This window comes from Methylomonas koyamae (assembly GCF_019669905.1).
GTDB classification, from domain to species: domain Bacteria; phylum Pseudomonadota; class Gammaproteobacteria; order Methylococcales; family Methylomonadaceae; genus Methylomonas; species Methylomonas koyamae.
In genome coordinates this window covers 176,541-195,498 of record NZ_AP019777.1, presented here as the reverse complement: position 1 = coordinate 195,498, position 18,958 = coordinate 176,541, and the positions used below count along the sequence as shown (strand labels likewise).

The following is an 18,958-nucleotide window of genomic DNA, read 5'->3' as shown; positions in this document are numbered from 1 at the left end:
GAGAAATAAATGGACGAAAAAGCCGTTAAAGGTAATGTTTATAACTCGATTCACTTTTTAAGTGTAAGGGGGAGCAATGGGAAATAAAATAAAAATCCTATATTGGCTGCTGTTTGCCGTGGTTATTTTTAGCCGATCTGTAGCGGCAGTCCCGTTGCTTTGCGAGGCGAAGTTGGCTGAATACGCGATACCCAAGGATGCGTTTTTTTTGCCGGAGAGCCAAGCCATGGAGTTACAAAAAACACTGGATCGATACGGAGTCGTGCGATTAAAGCCAGGCGGCAATTATCGGAAGTCCGTGTCAATTCAGCTTAAATCAAACCAAGAACTATATGGATTGGCGGGAACTAAAATACCTAAAGTAGTGATTCCGCAAGGAACGAATAATGCGATTTTAAGTGGAGTCAGCCCAGAAAAAATAAGATTTGAAGGTTTAGGGATCATCAAAGAAAGCTGTGTAAATCGGATTGTTAATACAACAATTGAGGTCGCCAACACATCCCTAGTTAATAATCTATTTACCGATCTGAGCAATATAAGAATAGATATTGATAATTCAAGGGGCGGATATTTGGTTGGTAATCGATTCATTAGGACGATGGTTCATGCTGCTTACCCAGGCATAAAAATAATTGGCGACGAAAAAAAACAGTCGTCAGGTAATTTATTTGTTTGGACAAACATACTTGTTCCAAGAGGCGATTCCATTATTATAAAAAATCAACGAGATATCTCATTTTTAGGGATTGAAGGTGAATCGTGGAATATCGAAAACAAAGCGCAACACAAAGGGATGTTAAATGTATATAACACCGATTTTTTATCAATTTTTATGGCGAGCGGGGGAGATTACGCCAAAAGGACTGGGCAATTTTTTAATTTAGACGCAAAAAATATTTTGTTACAGGGAGTCTTAATGGCTGCCAGTAAAAATCCAGGAATTATATTGGGAAATGGGGTTGAAAATCTCTTTACCTTTAAGTCAATGAACATCGGATTGTTGAAGAGTAATCCATCGACACAGGTTATTGACTTTTTTTACAACCGTAAACCAGAGTTTTTTGTAAACCAATCATTAGCGGAACCCAATGCTGTAAGTATTTTGTCTGCTCAGCCCCTAAATTCCGCCGTGGCGACAGAGAAACAAATCTATAATATTTGGGCGCCACCAGAGTTTAAAAACCTTGAATCGCCCGCTGACTTTGGGTGGAAATCGATTAGGGTAAATCAACCTGATTCTTCAGAACTAATTCAGGCTCAAATAGAACAGAATGGAATAGCCGAATTAGAGGCCGGCACATACTATATTTCTAAGCCTCTTGTTTTGAAGAATGGTCAAGGCCTTATCGGTGCAGGTATTGATAAAACAATAATCAGAGCCAAGTCTGATGAAATGGATGTAATTGTGGGCGGCGATTATGTTTCGGGCAAAACCAAGCCAATTAAATTTGTATTAGCAGATATAACCCTCCAGGGAGGTCGTAATGGTATAAATCACGATCCGGATGGCTCTGGGGATAGAGCTCAATACAATCTTATTACATTATCTCATGTTGCAATTCGAGACATGGCTAATGCGGCTATTCAGATTAAGCAAATATATGCATGGGATAATAACTATATTGACTATGTTGAGTTTTCTCGTAACAAAACCGGAATAATGCAAAGACCAGATGCAAAATATATTGGTGGAGACAAGGCAGGGATGAATTATTTGGACAAGAACGTTTTTTACGGCTGCCGGTTTATGGATAATAATTTAGCTATAGATTGGCCTGCAAAAAGGGCGAACAACCTTAATGCCTTTATAAGCTCTCTATTCAAAGGGAATGATAAGATTTTGAATCAGTCGAGCAATAATGTAACTTTTTTTGCAAATAGTATTTTTCTAGATAACGCTGGAGATCCAAGTATAAGCAGCAATTCCATGGTTGGTTTTTTGAGGTCATACTTCTCTACCAACAAGCCAAATACGGTGATTTTTGGTGACAACGCTTTTTGTAATAACTGCCGATTCGACAATCTAACGAACAACTCCAAGATAACACGGGAATCCAGCAAGGGGCAGGTGTTTATAAGTCCAGAAATAAGCAACTCTGGGCAGTTGAAGTTTTCTTCAGGAATAGCGGTAAATAACTCAACGAAATAATCAAGGCTAACTCAATTACGAGAATTAAAGCTTCTTCTGATTTATGATTAATGCGAATGATAGTTATCCAGGCGGACTTCGGGCTGAGCTTTCTCGAAAAAGCATAGTTAGTTACGTTTTTTTAGTTTATTGGTTACTGATTTTTGAGGGGGCCTTGAGAAAATGGTTTTTCCCCGAATACAACCATGTTATTTTCTTTTTGCGAGACCCTATTGTTCTTTTTATTTACATCAAGGCATTCAGGGCTGGACTATTCGGTAGAAATATCGTTTTAACAATAGGCTTCTTATTGTCTGCAGCTTATATATTGCTGCTGTTCATACAACTCACGACCCTTAATGTTAATCCATTGGTATTGGGGTACGGCTGGAGGATGTACTGCTATTATATGCCTCTGGCATTCGTTATTAAGGAGGCATTTTATCCATCAGACATAATGAACCTAATTCGTAGAACACTTTATATTAGCATCCCAATATCAATTTTGGTTTATGTACAATTTACATCCCCTCCATATAGCTTCATTAATGCAGGATATGGCTCAGGTGAAGTTTTTTTGGTTGCGGGCGAAATAGTAAGAACAACTGGAACATTTACTTTTACCGCAGGGCAGTATATGTTCGTGGGCAGCATTATATCCATGATTGTTTTCAGTTGGATTCAAAGAGATAGGTATCCCGTTCTCAAAACGCCATTACTAATCGTTTGCACCATTTCAAGCTTGGTCTCATTACTGTTGTCGGGAAGCAGAACAGCATTTTTCATTACCGGCTTGATTATAAGCTCTACATTATTTGGTTTGTTTATTAGCAATAGCATAAGACTAAAAATAAGGGGCATCGCTTTTATTATTGCTTTGTTCGTTGTAGGAAGCATAATGTTTCTTGGGCCTTTTAGGGATTCATTTGAGGCAATTGCATACCGTTTTGAAAGTGCCCAGGCCGTAGAAGGTAGCCCCTTTATGCGTGCAATTGCGCCTTTGATTATATTTGTTCGATATGTTCTTTCTAGTCCAATCTTAGGATATGGCATGGGAATTGGTACTAATGGCGGTGCTTTGCTTGCTACAGGCAAGGCTCAACAATATGTTTTAGCTGAAGATGAATGGTCAAGGATTATTCAAGAGCTTGGGCCTTTTTTTGGCTCTACGTATATTTTATTTAGGGTTTTGGTGACATTTTATATAAGCCGGATGGGCGTTAAGAGTGTGAAAAGAAATGGGAACATGCTCCCCATTATATTAATCGGCTTCATTGGATTTTACATTTTTATAGGACAAATAACATTACAGGGCACTCTCAATGGCTATACCTGGATTTTTGTCGGATTGATAATGGCTTCTTGTAAGAACGAAGATGGCGCAGAAAGTGTTCAGTTGAAAAATAGCGGTTCTTATCTACTCCCGAGCGTCATTGGGCGACAGAGAAGCAAACAATAAAGCATTAGTTATCATATTTCTTTAGCTAGATTGATTTATAAACTTATTTAGTGATTTTCCAATATTGCAGTTCACAGGTATTTTTTCGAGTGATCGGCTCTATAAATATAATTCTTTCTATAGCTGACCAAATATGCTGGTTAATTCGTACATGATGAATATTGATTGCGAACTTTCGCACTGAACATTATTGGGCGCGTGTATTTTGAGTGTCCTTATATAGGGTTGTTTGATTGATTTTGTTAAAGGGTATTTACTATTATGCTGGCGCAACTTGCTAAGTTTTTTTTGGGTGCAATAGCTACTCAAGGCGTTTCAGCGATATCGGGGTTACTAATTGCTCGATGGATGGATGTCGAAGATTACGCATTATTTACGGTAATGATCGTTATTACCGGAGCGATGAATCTAGTAACTAAAGGCGGGGTTCATTTCGGTTTTACGGCAATTATTGGCAGAGTCTGGCCTGATCGTAATCGCGCCGCACAAGCGATGAAGGCAGCAATTAAGGAAAGGCGGCTAATTTCGTTGATTCTAGTTCCAGCTATATTAGCTATTGCAGGCTGGCTTCTTTTTAAAAACCATGCCACATATGAACAAATTGCACTATTATTGTTCCTATTGCTAATCCAATGGGAATTTGATATGCGTACTCGAGTAGTAGATCAAATTCTTTTATTTGCCAAACTTGCGCCAACAATTCAAACACTAGATACATTCTTATCTATATTAAGACTTATAGGTATTTTTTTATTAAAAATATATTCTGTTTTGCAGCCGGTGCCCGTAATTTTGATAAATGTCTTAGCAGCGGGGTTAAGGGTGCCTTTCATTCTGCGCTGGCTGCGCCTAGAATTGCCTACAGATAATATCGAATGTTGCTTAAATGATAGGCGAGAAATTAGACGCGTTAGTCGCCGTCAATTGCCGTTGGAAGTTTTTTTTGTTTTTCAATCCCAAGTTGTCTTATTAATTTTGGCTTGGGCTGGAAGTCCAAATCAAACAGCCTATGTAGGCGCTCTTAGTAGGATCGGGCAATTGTTATTGCCTGTACAAGCAGTCACTAATGCATTTGCAGTCCCACGGTTTAGCGCGCAAAGACAAAATGTATTTAGAAATTGGCTGTTGTGGTCGATATTTGGTGGAGCCCCAGGACTGGTACTTGTTTTGGTAGCCTATTGGTACCCAGCAGTTCTATTGTTCTTAATAGGTCCAAATTATTCTGAACTAACTTATGAAGTATTTATTTTTTCAATTGGCTCGGCATTTAGTGCTGCGATTGCAAATTCGTGGCAGCTAGTTGCCAACAAGGGATGGAATTATTGGGCATGGCTTCAGGTACCGGTTTTTATTGCTTGGTGCGCAATCGTTCCCTTGTATTTGGATATGAAACGTCTCGACCATTTACTATGGTTTCAAGCCGGATTTCCAATCGGGCTGATGGTTGCGTTAATTGTCGAGTTGATTGCTGCACGATTGAGAGGAGAGCTTCTGCGTGAACCGGAGAAGTAAAAATAATATTTTTTTAATTATCGTGCCGTTTAATTATTGGCATTGCTTAATACAATTTTGAAGCGCTACATTTTTGCTCGACTTCATATTATAGTTTCATGGCTAAACAACACTTGGAGAAAGGAGAAATGGTCAAAAAACAAACTGTTTCAATTGTAGTGCCGACGTTTAAAAGATTAGATATTTTGAAGAAATGTATCAAAGGCATCTACGATATGGAGATCGTTCCAGAAGAGGTTGTTGTAGTGCATAGGCCTGAGGACGACCCAGAAACTGCAACATGGCTAAACAATTTTGCGAAGTTGGAATATCCGAACTTAAAGCCAGTTAGCGTATTTGTGACCGGGCAAGTCGCTGCGCAAAATGCTGGCCTGGCAGTAGCAAGTTCTGATTTCATTGCATTCCTTGATGATGATGCGGTTCCGAAAGTTGATTGGCTAGTTCGACTGTTGCGTCATTTTGATGCCAAAAATGTAGGCGCAGCTGGGGGTCGTGATCTTCTGCATGATGGCGGGGTTCTTCCACAGAATGAGGTCGATAAGGCTGCCTATTTTAATTATTGGGGTATTGTTATTGGCAATCACCATCGTGTCGTTGGTGAGCCTAGGGATGTAGTGGTAGTAAAAGGATGTAACTGGATTGTTAGAAGGTCCGCAATTGGAAGCTTGCATTTTGACGTACGTTTAAAAGGTAAAGGCGCGCAGGTAGCCAATGAACTCTGGTTTTGTCTTAATTTGAGGCACCATGGATGGCGAATTGTGCTTGATCCAAAGGCGATGGTGGACCATTTTCCAGCGATTCAACATGATCATGGGAGAGGAAATTGGGGTAGATTGAAATGTTACGAGAACGCTTTTAATGTTACAGCGGTTGAGTTGGCCTACGCGTCAAATATGACTAAGCTTAAATATATTTTTTATCATTTTTTTGTAGGTCAGCGTTATTGCCCTGGGTTATATTTTATTTGTCACAGTCTTGCAAAAAGACCATCTAGCTTGCCAGGTATGTTGTTAGGTGGTTGGTCTGGGTTTTTCGATGGCTTGCGAATGGCTAGTAATTTCAAGCTCGAGCCTCCAGGTTTACCAGCAAAAGTTTTATGATTACCTTAGAGGTGTCGGCTTGTAGCCTATAAGAGCTTTCGTTTAATTCTCGTGATTACGGAGTTAGTTTGTGTGTTCTAGGTGTTGATTAATAGAGGATTTTAATGAAAGTTTTGCTTATAGGTAACTACGATAAAGATCATCAGTTTAGTATGCAGAAGTTTTGCGCCTGTCTTTATCAGGAATTGTTACGATTGGGCGTGGATGTAAGTGTATGCAAACCAAAACCTATCTTGGGATATTGGTCTGATTCCACAACAAACGGCCTATCCAAATGGCTGGGCTATATTGATAAATATTTTGTGTTTCCATTGATGCTAATCAGGCTTTCGAAATCAGCTGATTTAATCCACATCTGCGATCATTCCAACGCCATGTACACCAAATATTTTGATCATGGTCGATATTTGATTACGTGTCACGATATGATGGCAACTAGATCGGCTTTTGGGGAGTTTCATCATAATAAAAATATTAGTAAAACTGGCCAATTACAGCAGAAATGGATTCTAAAAAGTTTGAAAAATGCTAGAAACATTGCTGCGGTTTCTAATGCCACTAAGCAAGATCTTTTGCGCTTGATCGAACCGTCTTCAGCGCAAGTCAGTGTCGTCTATAACGGGCTCAATTATCCTTTTAAACCGGTTGCCCGCGGTGAGGCCCTTGAAGTATTGAGAAAGCATGGGATTTCTGAAAACATGCAATTCCTTCTACATGTTGGAGGAAATCAGTGGTACAAAAATAGAAAGGGTATGTTGGCAATATTTGGACAAATAGTCGCTCAGCAGCCTGATACTGATTTGAAATTGGTTATGGCAGGCAAGCCATTTAATGACGAATTAAAAGCCTTGGTTCAGGAATATGATTTGGCGGATAGGGTAATACAAGCTGCAGACGTCTCTACTGAAGAGCTAGGTGCGCTGTATTCTCTAGCAGAGGCATTTGTTTTTCCGTCGCTATACGAGGGTTTTGGTTGGCCAATTCTGGAAGCCCAGGCGTGCGGTACGTTGGTATTTACCAGTAATCGAGAACCTATGACGGAAGTGGGGGGTAACGCGTCAATTTACATCGATCCTGAATCGTACCAGCAAACTGCCGCCACAATACTTGAGGCGCTGAATAATCCGGAGCTGACGAACACAGTTAAAGCTGAAATGGCATCAAATGTTGAACGATTTACCACGGAAAAAATGATTGCCGGTTACCTTGCTTTATACCGTTCAATAATCGAAACGGAGGCAGCGGCGTCGTGAAGATTCTTCATGTTATCAGCTCGGTGAACCCAGAAAGCGGCGGACCTATAGAAGCCGTAAGGCAGCTTTCGGATGCGATGGTTAGACAAGGGCACGGTGTCGAAATTGTAAGCTTGGATTTACCGTCTGCTTCCTATTTAGCTGATTTTCCTTTTACCGTTTACCCACTGGGGCCAAAATTAGGGATTTATGGCTACTGCAAAAATCTTAAGCCTTGGTTGAAAGCCAACGTTTCGGATTACGACGCGGTAATTATTCACGGCCTCTGGCAATACCATAGCTTTGCTGCACACAGCGTTCTAAACCAATTGCGTAAGCCTTATTATCTATTTTCTCACGGCATGTTGGACCCTTGGTTTAAGCGCCAGTATCCGTTAAAGCATTTAAAAAAATATTTGTATTGGCTCTGGGGCGAGTATCCGGTCATTCGCGATGCGAAAAAAGTTTTGTTTACCTGTGAAGAGGAAAAGGTCTTAGCGAGACAGTCGTTTCGGCCCTATAAGGCAAATGAGCAGGTAGTTAATTTTGGTACCGCGGGTCATACAGGGGATTTAGCCGAGCAGCGCGCATTGTTTTTAAATCGATTTCCGCGGCTTGAAAACAAAAAATTCTTGTTGTATCTGAGCCGTATTCATCCCAAAAAAGGGTTGGATATGCTGATTGAATCTTACGCATCGAGTCACCGAGAAAATCCCGCGTTCGAGTTGGTCATCGCCGGTCCGGACCAAATCGGTTGGCAGAAATCGCTGGAACAGCAGGCGGTAGAATTGGGAGTTGCGGATAATATTACTTGGACCGGGATGTTAAGTGGCGATCTGAAATGGGGAGCTTACGCGGCCGCTGACGCATTTATATTGCCTTCGCACCAGGAAAATTTCGGCATAGTGGTGGCCGAGTCGCTCTCTTGCGGGCTGCCGGTCTTAATTAGTAACAAAGTCAATATTTGGTACGAGATCGATCAAGATGGGGCCGGCCTTGTTGCCGACGACACTTTGTCCGGTTGCAATCAGTTACTGGCAGGTTGGTCGTCAATGGCCGAATCCGATAAAGCAGCGCTGCGAGCCAATGCTAGGCGTTGCTTTATGGAACGCTTTGAAATCAATAAAGCCGCCAACAGTTTATTGGATGTTTTATCCGGCTAGATCAATTCTCGATTTTTAGGCCGATAAAGCGATTCTTAGATTTATTTTGCATGTAAGGGATGATTATGAAGGTTGGTATTTTGACATATCATTTTAGTGATAATTATGGGGCATTGTTTCAGGCTTATGCTCTTCGTCGTTGGTTTTTGAATCAAGGATGCGAAGCGGATTTTATTAATTACCACCCTGATCATATTGAAGCGGGCGGCTCAATACAGTTTGATCATTTTTTTTCAAAGAAGAATATCAAAGTCATTTATCTCAAACTGACAAAGCTTAAAAGCCAGTGGTTTGGAAACAAGAAGATGCAAGACAATTTTGTCAATTTTCGACGGGACTTTTTGGGCATATCCGGCCCGGAATATAAAACGTTGACGGAATTGGAAAATGCCGGTCTTGGGTATGATTTACTGGTTTGCGGTAGCGATCAAATATGGAATCCCTCTGAGCATTTTGGCATCGATCCGGTTTATTTTTTGGACTTCGCTACAGCGAGTAAAACTACGCGCCGCATTTCGTATGCGCCTAGTTTCGGCAGAAACGAAATTGATCCTAAATACAAAGAGGGATTGGCAGCGCTAATCGGTAAATTAGATAGCGTCTCGGTGCGCGAGCAATCCGGGGTTGCCATTATTAAGGATTTGATTAATAAGGAGGTACCTAGTGTTCCCGATCCGACCATATTGCTATCGGACTATTCCGATGTTATGGCGGAATATCCTCTGAGTCCCGGAAAATATGTTTTCTGCTACGGCTTACGGTCCCGCGCGGTTATCGGCGATGTTGCGGAAGCCGTTGCGGGACATTTCGACGCCAAACTCTATTCTCCTTATAACGCGCATCGCCGCTGGAAGGAAATCGGAGAAACGGTTTATCCTTGTCCCCGGCAATGGTTATTTCTTATGCACAATGCCGAGTTTGTTGTCACGAATTCGTTTCACGGTACCGCATTAAGTATTTTACTCAATAAGCCGTTTGTTGTGGTTGGGCTTCAAGAAGGCAAGGCTAGTTTCAATGCTAGAGCGCTGAATCTTTTAAACCTGGTCGGCCTATCTGATCGCTTTTTGGAAAAGCACGACTCATCTAAATTGGATAGTTTATTACTGAACCCGATAAATTGGGATGAAGTAAACGCTCGAGTAGCAGAGCTCCGCGCTGTAGGAAGTAATTATTTATCGGCAGAATTGTCTTTTGCGCACTAAAAGTACATGGCTAGTCAGTTTTCAAAATATAAGTATGTCGACACTATACCTGCCAAAATTAAATTTTTGCGCTTAATTTGGAATACGATATGGTGGTTGTTTTTTAGAACGACCCCACGTTGGTGTTTGAATTCTTGGCGAATTTTTTTACTAAAGCTATTTGGTGCAAAACTCGGTGTGGGCAATAGGGTTTCCCCTTCCTGTTTTGTATGGGCGCCTTGGAATTTGGAGATGGGCGATTATTCAGTGCTGGCGGATGATGTCGATTGTTATAATATGGCCCGAATCAAATTGGGCTCTAAAGTGGCTATAAGTCAACGTACTTATTTATGCACGGGAACTCATGATATTTCTTCTCTGACTCGGCCGCTGGTTACTAAACCGATTTCAATCGGCGACCATGTTTGGGTTTGCGCTGAAGCCTTTGTTTCTCCCGGTGTGAAAATAGGTAACGGTGCCGTTGTGGCTGCTCGCAGCGTGGTAACCAAGGATGTGGCTGAGTGGAGTGTGGTAGCCGGAAATCCGGCGGTTTTCATCAAGCCTCGGAAGATTACTTCCGAGCATGAGGAGGTAGAATGTCGATAAAGGAACTGCTAAACGTATTGTTAATTCCTGTAGAGTACTCGTTTGATTTTTTAAGAGCACTACGCTGGAGTAAATCTTCTCCTTCGTGCCCTAGAAATAAACAATTGCACTACGACATTTTGTTACTCGCTCATACTGTTGAAAAAGGTTTGAGTATATCTGAGCCCAGAATAAAGTTCGGCAGAGAAAAGATAACAAAGTTATTGGACTGCCTTGATAAATATGATCATAACTGGGGTGTTTTTCCGCTCGAAAAAAGTTACGGTTGCTTGGAAGCTTATATCAAATGGCATGAAAGCAAAGACGTCGACTTAGGAGATTTTGGCGTCAGAATAAAGGATTTTATCGCTAGATGTCAGGGTTTAAATATTACCCCAAAAGGCGGTACTAAAAGTATTTCTAATTCGTCCGTAGTCGAGAACGTTCAGGCCGAGATGTTTTTGAAATCTAGGTTTAGTTGTCGGAGATATCTGCCGTTGAAGGTGGACGACCGACTTCTCAGCCGAGTGATTGAAATTGCACAAAGAACTCCTTCCCAATGTAATAGGCAGTCCGGTCGTATACATTATTATTCGAATCCCGAGGATATTTCCAAGTTACTTCGTTTACAGGGAGGGGCGGAGGGCTTCAGGGAGTCGGTTCATAATTTATTCGTCATTTCTTCGGAAATTAGCGCATGGAGCGGTTTCAAAGCTAGGAGCCAGGCATATGTTGACGGTGCATTATTGGCCATGCAAGTGTTGAACGCCTGTCAGGCACTGGGACTCGGCGCTTGTCCTTTAAATCTTGCGGTATCGAATAAGAGGGAGCTCGCGATTTGCAAAGCAGGCAATATATCCACTGGGGAGCGATTGATAGTCATGATTGCTTTTGGTTTTCCTGAGCCGGTCGATCTGGTTGTAGCTCGATCGGAGCGGATGCCTGTCAGCGATTTGCTGATTAAGCATTAGTCATTGCGGATGGTGAATGTAAACATGCATGGCTTAACCGTTATCATACTTACCTATAACGAGCAATTGCATATAGAGCGGTGCATTAAAAGCTTGCCGCCAATTGTCCGAGATATTTTTGTGGTGGATTCTTATTCTACCGATAAAACAATAGAAATCGCGGAGTCTTTGGGTTGTAAAGTACTTCAGAATACATTTGTAAATCAGTCTGTTCAATTTCAGTGGGCTTTGGATAACTGTCCAATTCAGACAGATTGGATTATGCGCATGGATGCCGATGAATATCTGTTACCTGACTTGGCCGATGAAATTAGCACGCGGCTACCTAATCTTGCTGAAGGTATAAATGGGATATTTTTAAAGCGTCGGCATTATTTTTTAGGCCGATGGATAAGGCATGGCGACCGGTATCCGTTGATATTACTTCGCATCTGGAAAACCGGACAAGCGCATATTGAAAATCGCTGGATGGACGAGCATATTGTGCTGGACTCCGGCAAGTCGGTTATATTCGAATACGATTTCGTTGACGATAATCTCAATACTGTCGAATGGTTTATAGCTAAGCACAACCGGTACGCTAGCCGCGAGATGATTGAAGTTCTTAATAATAAATATCAATTATTTGGACACGACGATTCTATTCAAGAGTCTCAAACCGGTCAGGCTAAAGTTAAAAGAATTATCAAGGAAAAGCTGTACAACCGTTTACCGATATTTGTTAGACCGGTGCTGTATTTCTTATATAGATACTTTTTAAGATTGGGATTTTTAGACGGAAAAGAGGGCTTTGCTTATCATTTTATGCAAGGTTTGTGGTATCGCTGTTTGGTGGATTTAAAGTGCCTAGAGGCGGAGCAGCTAATCAAAGACGCCGATTCCAGGCAAGAGAAAATTGCCCGACTTGAGAAATTGACCGGATTGAAGCTCGGCAATTAAATTTATTCGCTTAGCGCTTCGCTGTTGGATTTTTGTTCTCAAGCGTCATTCCGGCATTAATTTGTTTTTCTGGCGAAGTTTTAAGATCCGTTCGCCTTTATGCTTCGTATTGAGCCTGTCAAAAGGCTTCAGGTGCATCTATTAAGCTCATCGCGAATAGTTGAAACAACCAAGGGGCGAACCGATATCGTGAACGCGCTGCCCCAGAAAGTTTATCTAATTACCTGATCAATAATGCCGAGAGCTTAATTGATCCGTTAACTCGCCGGATTATCTACGTTAGAGTCAAGAAATGAAAATTCTCCTATACGGTATTAATTATGCACCGGAGTTAACCGGCATCGGTAAATATTCCGGCGAAATGTGCGAATGGTTGGCGGCAAATGGGCACGAGGTTCGAGTTGTTTGTGCGCCGCCCTATTATCCCGAATGGCAGGTTGGCGCCGGCTATAACGGTGGGCAATATCGGGCAGAACATCGCAATGGCGTTAATGTCTGGCGTTGTCCTCTTTTCGTTCCGAAGCAACCGTCAACTCTGAGTCGGTTGCTGCATTTGATGAGTTTTGCCGCCACCAGTCTGCCGGTCGTATTCAGGCAATGGTTCTGGAAGCCGGATGTGGTTATTTGTATAGAGCCGACCTTTTTTTGCGTACCGACAGCATTGTTATTTTGCAAATTGCGCGGCACTAAATCGATGCTGCATATTCAGGATTATGAACTGGATGCGATGCTGGGATTAGGGATGGGGAAAGCGGGCGTTATCGCCGGTTTTGCCAAAGCGGTGGAGCGTTGGTTTATGCGCGGGTTTGACATCGTTTCCAGTATTTCCTACAGCATGTTGCGCAATGCCGAGTCAAAAACCTCGCAGCCGGAGAAATTATTTTATTTTCCCAATTGGGTGGATACCCATTTTCTGAAACCGGGTGTCGATGCCGATTTATTTAGGCAGCGCTGGGACATTCCCGATACGACGCGCGTTGTTTTGTATTCTGGGAATATGGGTAAGAAACAAGGATTGGAAATTGTGTTGCAGGCCGCTAAAGCATTGGAAAGCCGTGAGGATGTGTTGTTCTTAATGGTCGGTGCCGGCGCGGCCGAAACCGATTTAAAGCAACAGGCTCAGCAATTGCAGTTAGCCAACTTACGGTTCTATCCCTTGCAAAAATACGAGGAATTGCCGGCGTTAATGGCGCTGGCGGATATTCATTTGGTTATTCAAAAAAAGGGGGCGGCCGACGCGGTGTTGCCTTCCAAACTCAGTACGATTTTAGCGGTCGGCGGCCAAGCGGTCATTACCGCCGAGGATGAGACTGAATTAGGCTTGCTGTGTCAAAAATATCAGGGTATTGCACGTTGCATCGAGCCGGAGGATAGCGATGTGCTGGCTGACGCGCTGAAGCAAATGCTAGAAAGTAAGTTGGACCGCTACAATCCGGTCGCACATCAATTTGCTTTGGATAACCTGGAAAAAGTACCGGTGCTTAGTCGGCTAGTCGAGCGGTTGGCTACGTCAATGGCGTAGGGTTGGGAATGCTGCGGTTTAGCCGGGAGGCCAACTGTTGTAGCGATTGGCTCCCAGCCTCTTTCAACACGGATGCTGTTTAGTTAACTTTAATCAGTTCCACATCAAAAATCAGCGCCGCGTTGGGACCGATGTCGCGGCCGGCGCCGCGTTCGCCGTAGGCCAGGTTGGAAGGAATGAAGAAGCGGTATTTGGCGCCTTCTTTCATTAACTGGACACCTTCGGTCCAGCCGGGGATGACTCTGTTCAGCGGGAAGGTGGCCGGTGCGCCGCGGCTGTAGGAGCTGTCGAATTCTTTGCCGTCGATGGTAGTGCCTTTGTAATGGACGGTGACGTTGTCGCTGGCTTTGGGCGATGCGCCGGTGCCTTCGGTGAATACTTGGTATTGCAGGCCGCTGGCGGTGGTGGTTACGCCGGCGTTTTTGGCGTTGTCGGCCAGGTATTTTTCGCCGGCGGCTTTGTTTTCGGCGGGGGTGTTGGCGTTGGCCAGTGAGAACATAACGAATCCTGTGATAAATGCGATTAATGTGGCGATAACTCGTTGTTTCATAGACTTCATGAATACTCCGGTGAGGTGGTGGAGCCGTTAAATTCAAGGCGGCTGAGCCGGGTTAGCGGCAAGCGCACGCCTTGGCTTGACGGAATCGGATTAAAGGGGCGGCTAGTTTATCAGTTTTTGGCTTCCAGCTCTTGCCGGCAGCCGGCCAATTGCGCGTCGTAACGCACCGCGCGTTGGTGCACTTTTTGCGCAGTATTCATCAGCCACTGTTTCGACAGGTAGCTGCTGCGCTGGAAGCCGCCCAAGCCTTCGTGGTAGGTCAAGTAAAGCTTTTGCGCGTCCGAGGTCGGGATGCCGAGTTTGCGGTTGCTGGTGGCGCAGTACCAGGCCACGAAGTCGCAACTGTCGGCAAAGTCTTCGCGGTCTGCCCACCAGTTGCCGGCTTGCTTTTGGTAGTCGGCCCAGGTTTCGTCCTTGGCTTGCGGATAGCCGTAAGCGCTGCTGGAGCGGAACCAGGGAATAAATCCTAAAATCAGCGGCCGCGGCGGCTGAGCATCGGCGACGAAGCTGGATTCCTGCCGGATAATCGCCATTTGCACCGCGATCGGTACGCCCCAACGGCGGGCGGAGCTGAGCGTAGCTTGGTACCAGTCTTCTTTCTCGCGGAAGATTTGGCAGATGTTTTCGGGGTTTTTCGGCGGTAGGCTTGCGCAGGCCGACAAAGCGGCTAAGCTTGCCAGACAAAAAAATCTGTTTAACATACCCGGTCTCAATCCATAACAAATACATAAGGTCCGGCGACGGTGTTCCGAGCTAACCAGTCCGGAACGCACGGCCGAGGGCAAGGATTACAACATGTTCGCTACCGAAAATCGCGCCTACCGAAAAAGCCTCGCCAGCCACGGACTTTTGTACCTAGGCTTGGCGGAGCATGAAATCGTCGTTGTGAATCTGTCGATAACCGGTCTGTTGGCGCTGTTAAAGGTTAACCCGTCGTTGGCCGGCATCAAGGACATTTTTCGCGCCTTGCAAGTTTCGCCTCTGATCGACTTTTATCTGCCCGACATGAATCTGGCAGGCGAAGCCGAAGTGGTCAGGGCAGAGTCGGTCGACGCCGGCTTTCAGATTGCCGTGGAATTCCGTAACCTGTCTTACGATGTCGACAATTTGCTCTACAGCCGCCGCGCCTACCGGAAAAACATTTCCGCCGCCGGCCATATCGTGTTCAACGATACCGATTATGCGTTCAATACCGAGAACGTGTCGATAGACGGCATCATGATCCGCATGCTGGGCAGAATAGCCGTCGAGGAAGGTACGGTTGCGAGTTTCGATTTTCATCAACTCGGCGTAGAGGGCGAAGCCAAAGTGGTGTGGGTCGAATACGACGAGATTTCGACGCTGATGGGTTTGCAATATTTGCATTTGCGTCGCGGCGAAATCGTCGGCGTACCGAAATTCACACAACCAATTCTGAAATTGGCGTAACGGCCCGGTCTTTCTGTTTCAGCGTCGATTGTTGGGTTAGGTTCTATCGAGCGAGACCAAGTTGCACCAGGCACAAGCCGGTGTAGAACCGGACCGGCTTATATCTACTCAGCGTAGGATCAATGCCACTAAGGATATGGACGTAAATAACTTCCCGAAATCCAAATTGTTCGGAATGAGACGATTGCCGCTCCCCTCTTTGAAAAAGCACCCAAGGGTATAAAAGGGACTGGGGGAGATTGTTCAAATAAATCCCCCTCAATCCCCCTTTTCCAAAGGGGGAGCCAGGCTTCCTTAACGGCATTGAGGGTAGACTGGGCTAGGGCGATAGCCGTACGGCTTGTATCGCTTTTCCGGCATGCAGCGCAGTCAGTTTTTCGCCGGCTGTCGCGGCGCTAGCGTGGTAACGTCCATATCGAAATTCTGTTTGATGCGTTGCGCGACGCTTTTCACCTCTTTCCTGTTCTTCAGCGGTCCCACCACGACTTGATAATTGCCGTCTTTGGCGACTTTGCGGGCCGGGATCGGCGGGCCTTGGTGGTTCAACATGGCCGCCAGTTTCTGCGCGTCGGTTTCGTTATCGAATATGGCCGCCAGAATGGCCCAATCGCTATCGCTCAGTTCCGACGGGATCGGTTGGCCGTATAGCTGCTCGGGACGGGCCAGCGAAATCGCATTGGCTTTCAGTTCCGCCAGGTCCGGGCTACCGGCCAGTACCGGGGTAGCAATACCGTCGGCCCGTTGCAGGATGCGGTCGGTCTTGCCCCAATCCACCTCGGCACCTTTGGCCACGGCCAGTTGTTGCAATTTCTTGCGAATGTCTTTTTGCAACTGCTTTTTTTGCTTATCCCATTTATCCAGCGGCGGATGCGCCTCCAGATAGAGCATGTCGTCGCGCCAGGCAGCCAGATAAGGTTGGTGAACGATATTGACCGGGGTGCCGATGTCGACTTTGCCGAACAGGGTTTCGATGTCTTCCGGATAAAGTTGCACGCAGCCGTGGCTGACCTGCATGCCGATGCCGTAGGGCTTGTTGGTGCCATGAATCAGGTAACCGCTGAAGCCCAGCGGCATGGCGTAATCGCCTAGCGGATTATCCGGCCCGGAACGAACTACTTTGGGTAACGGGGTGCCCTGCGCCTGGTGCTCGCGTTGGATCGATGCCGGCACGGTCCAATCGGGATTGGCTTTCTTGGCGACGATCTGAGTTTGCCCCAGCGGCGTATGCCAGCCTTGGCGGCCGATGCCGACCGGATAGGTCAAAACGCTGTTGGCGGCGTTTTTCGGGTAATAAAACATGCGCATATTGGCCAAGTTCAGCACGATGCCTTTGCGCGGGGCGTCCGGCAGGATAAAGCTAAGCGGCAGCAATACGTTTTGGCCGACGGTTAAGGTCCAAGGGTCGACACCGGCATTGGCATTGGCGATGTCGTTGAAGCCCAGGCCGTAGTGGCGGCCGATGTCAGACAGCGTGTCGTTTTCGGCGCTGGTGATGCTGGCCAGCTCACCGACCATGTTTTGGCCGGGGCTCAGGCTGAATTCGTGTATCGCTACGTCTTCGGCTTTGCTGTTCCAGACGATAGTCTCCGGCTCGGGCTGCTGGAATATCTGCAAGCTTTGGCAACCGGCCAGCAATTGGCTCAATAGCAGCGCCGAGGCGGCTAACGCTTTAGGCGATGCGATGCGGTGTGGCGTGGCGGCGGGTTGAGTCATGTGTCTGTTAAATGTTCAAAATCAGGTGATTGACACTAAACGATGCAAATTAAAGTCAGATGAGGCCGTGATTAAGAGCGTATTAAGATGAATAAAATTAACTTTAAACGTTAGGATATTTCTATAACGTTTTATTATAAAAGTAAAATTTATTTTTATGCTGCTGCGCTTTGTTTGAACTGATGACTGATGTGCCGTTGGCTCGGAGGCTGGCCGGCTTGGAGCGTCCGGATGCGTAGCAGCTTGGGTTGCGGGCAATATTTGTCGAGCCGACGCGGGATAAAGGTCTTGAGCGGTAACGAATTCGCAGTAAACTACTCGGTTATTATCCATTTGATCCGGAGTTCTGCATGGCGAGCATTGACAAGGCGGTTGTCGAAAATTTATTGAAAAGTTTCATCGATCCGAATGTCGAAACCGACTTGGTTTCGGCCAAATCGGTCAAAAAGATCAGCGTAGAAGGACAAGACGTTAGCGTGGTGATCGAGTTGGGTTATCCGGCCAAAAGCTATCTGGAAGAACTGCGGAAGACGCTGGCTCAGCGCCTGCAAGCCCTGCCCGGCATCGGCAAGATCGATGTCACGGTCAGCGTCAACATCGTGTCCCATTCGGTACAAAAGACGCTGAAACCGCTCGCCAACGTAAAAAACATTATCGCCGTAGCGTCGGGCAAGGGCGGCGTCGGCAAGTCCACTACTTCGGTGAACTTGGCGCTGGCGTTGGCCGCCGAGGGTGCCAACGTCGGCATTCTCGACGCCGATATTTACGGACCGAGTATCCCGACCATGCTGGGCTTATCCGGCAAGCCGGACAGCGAGGACGGCAAGATGCTGAAGCCGAAGATTTCTTTCGGCATCCAGACCATGTCCATCGGTTATTTGGTCGATCCCGACCAGCCGATGATCTGGCGCGGACCGATGGTGACCGGCGCGCTACAGCAATTGCTGACGCAAACCCAATGGGATAGCGTCGATTATTTGATTATCGACCTGCCGCCGGGCACCGGCGATATTCAACTGACGCTGGCGCAGCAAATTCCGGTCAGCGGTGCTGTGGTCGTAACGACGCCGCAGGACATTGCGTTGATCGACGCCCAGCGCGGCTTGGGCATGTTCGAAAAGGTGAATGTGCCGATTTTGGGTTTGGTCGAGAACATGAGCATGCACATTTGCAGTAATTGCGGCCATGAAGAAGCGATTTTCGGCCAGGGCGGCGGCGTGGCGATGGCGGCGAAAAATAATGTCGATTTACTGGGAGCATTGCCGCTGGACATCCATATCCGCGAATACGCCGATAGCGGCCGGCCAACGGTAGTCGCCGATCCCGACAGCCGGGCGGCACAAATTTACAAGGCGATTGCTCGGAAAATGGCGGCCAAGCTGGCGATGCGCGCCAGGGACTACAGTGGCAGGTTTCCGAATATCGTCATTCAAAATACCTGATCGGCGGGGCGCGGCTTGGTGCTG

General features: G+C 45.7%; 15 protein-coding genes and 1 pseudogene. 13 read left to right on the top strand and 3 right to left on the bottom strand.

Annotated elements, in window-relative coordinates:
* The first annotated feature begins 76 nt into the window (after positions 1-76).
* The 11 genes and pseudogenes from MKFW12EY_RS00940 (at position 77) to MKFW12EY_RS00890 (ending at position 13,792) form a co-directional block, all read left to right on the top strand.
* Complete coding sequence (locus MKFW12EY_RS00940) at positions 77-2,149, top strand: hypothetical protein (RefSeq protein ID WP_157199203.1); 2,073 nt, start codon at positions 77-79, stop codon at positions 2,147-2,149.
* A 43-nt stretch (positions 2,150-2,192) separates the two neighbouring features.
* Positions 2,193-3,587 carry a hypothetical protein gene (locus tag MKFW12EY_RS00935; RefSeq protein WP_054759516.1) on the top strand — a complete coding sequence of 465 codons (1,395 nt, stop codon included), beginning with the start codon at positions 2,193-2,195 and terminating at the stop codon, positions 3,585-3,587.
* Positions 3,588-3,848: 261 nt separating this feature from the next.
* Positions 3,849-5,099: a polysaccharide biosynthesis protein gene (locus MKFW12EY_RS00930; RefSeq protein ID WP_221053840.1), complete on the top strand. Its 1,251-nt coding sequence runs from the start codon at positions 3,849-3,851 to the stop codon at positions 5,097-5,099.
* Positions 5,100-5,197: 98 nt separating this feature from the next.
* Entirely contained in the window at positions 5,198-6,199 is a 1,002-nt protein-coding gene (locus tag MKFW12EY_RS00925) for a glycosyltransferase family 2 protein (protein WP_054759512.1), read from the top strand.
* Between the two features lie 104 nt (positions 6,200-6,303).
* The gene (locus MKFW12EY_RS00920; protein ID WP_054759510.1) at positions 6,304-7,452 is read left to right on the top strand and encodes a glycosyltransferase family 4 protein; all 1,149 of its coding nucleotides are present in this window, start codon (positions 6,304-6,306) and stop codon (positions 7,450-7,452) included.
* The gene (locus MKFW12EY_RS00915) at positions 7,449-8,594 is read left to right on the top strand and encodes a glycosyltransferase (RefSeq protein ID WP_054759508.1); all 1,146 of its coding nucleotides are present in this window, start codon (positions 7,449-7,451) and stop codon (positions 8,592-8,594) included. The genes MKFW12EY_RS00920 and MKFW12EY_RS00915 overlap by 4 nt, the downstream gene beginning before the upstream one ends.
* Before the next feature lie 59 nt (positions 8,595-8,653).
* Positions 8,654-9,796 (top strand): polysaccharide pyruvyl transferase family protein, encoded by a 1,143-nt coding sequence (locus tag MKFW12EY_RS00910; RefSeq protein WP_054759506.1) that lies wholly within the window; start codon positions 8,654-8,656, stop codon positions 9,794-9,796.
* A 390-nt stretch (positions 9,797-10,186) separates the two neighbouring features.
* Positions 10,187-10,342: pseudogene (locus MKFW12EY_RS23235) on the top strand (LbetaH domain-containing protein); the annotation flags it as partial.
* Between the two features lie 29 nt (positions 10,343-10,371).
* The gene (locus tag MKFW12EY_RS00900) at positions 10,372-11,331 is read left to right on the top strand and encodes a nitroreductase family protein (RefSeq protein WP_221053839.1); all 960 of its coding nucleotides are present in this window, start codon (positions 10,372-10,374) and stop codon (positions 11,329-11,331) included.
* A 24-nt stretch (positions 11,332-11,355) separates the two neighbouring features.
* Positions 11,356-12,270 carry a glycosyltransferase family 2 protein gene (locus tag MKFW12EY_RS00895; RefSeq protein WP_054759527.1) on the top strand — a complete coding sequence of 305 codons (915 nt, stop codon included), beginning with the start codon at positions 11,356-11,358 and terminating at the stop codon, positions 12,268-12,270.
* A gap of 292 nt (positions 12,271-12,562) precedes the next feature.
* Positions 12,563-13,792 carry a glycosyltransferase WbuB gene (locus MKFW12EY_RS00890; RefSeq protein WP_221053838.1) on the top strand — a complete coding sequence of 410 codons (1,230 nt, stop codon included), beginning with the start codon at positions 12,563-12,565 and terminating at the stop codon, positions 13,790-13,792.
* A 79-nt stretch (positions 13,793-13,871) separates the two neighbouring features.
* Here MKFW12EY_RS00890 and bamJ read toward each other — a convergent pair whose 3' ends face one another.
* Entirely contained in the window at positions 13,872-14,351 is a 480-nt protein-coding gene (bamJ, locus tag MKFW12EY_RS00885) for a BamJ family beta-barrel-assembly machinery protein (protein WP_064020109.1), read from the bottom strand.
* A gap of 110 nt (positions 14,352-14,461) precedes the next feature.
* Positions 14,462-15,052, bottom strand: a complete 591-nt coding sequence (locus tag MKFW12EY_RS00880; protein ID WP_064028419.1) for a transglycosylase SLT domain-containing protein — start codon at positions 15,050-15,052, stop codon at positions 14,462-14,464.
* 94 nt (positions 15,053-15,146) lie between these two features.
* Between MKFW12EY_RS00880 and MKFW12EY_RS00875 the strand changes: the two genes are divergently transcribed.
* Positions 15,147-15,779, top strand: coding sequence for a PilZ domain-containing protein (locus MKFW12EY_RS00875; RefSeq protein ID WP_054759500.1), 633 nt, complete (start codon positions 15,147-15,149; stop codon positions 15,777-15,779).
* Between the two features lie 369 nt (positions 15,780-16,148).
* Here the strand turns inward: MKFW12EY_RS00875 and MKFW12EY_RS00870 are convergent, their stop codons facing one another.
* On the bottom strand, positions 16,149-17,492 hold the full coding sequence (locus MKFW12EY_RS00870; protein WP_054759498.1) for a L,D-transpeptidase family protein: 1,344 nt from the start codon (positions 17,490-17,492) through the stop codon (positions 16,149-16,151).
* Positions 17,493-17,842: 350 nt separating this feature from the next.
* On the opposite strand from MKFW12EY_RS00870, the gene apbC reads away from it, so the two are divergent.
* Positions 17,843-18,934: an iron-sulfur cluster carrier protein ApbC gene (gene apbC / locus MKFW12EY_RS00865; protein ID WP_054759496.1), complete on the top strand. Its 1,092-nt coding sequence runs from the start codon at positions 17,843-17,845 to the stop codon at positions 18,932-18,934.
* The last annotated feature ends 24 nt before the right edge of the window (positions 18,935-18,958 follow it).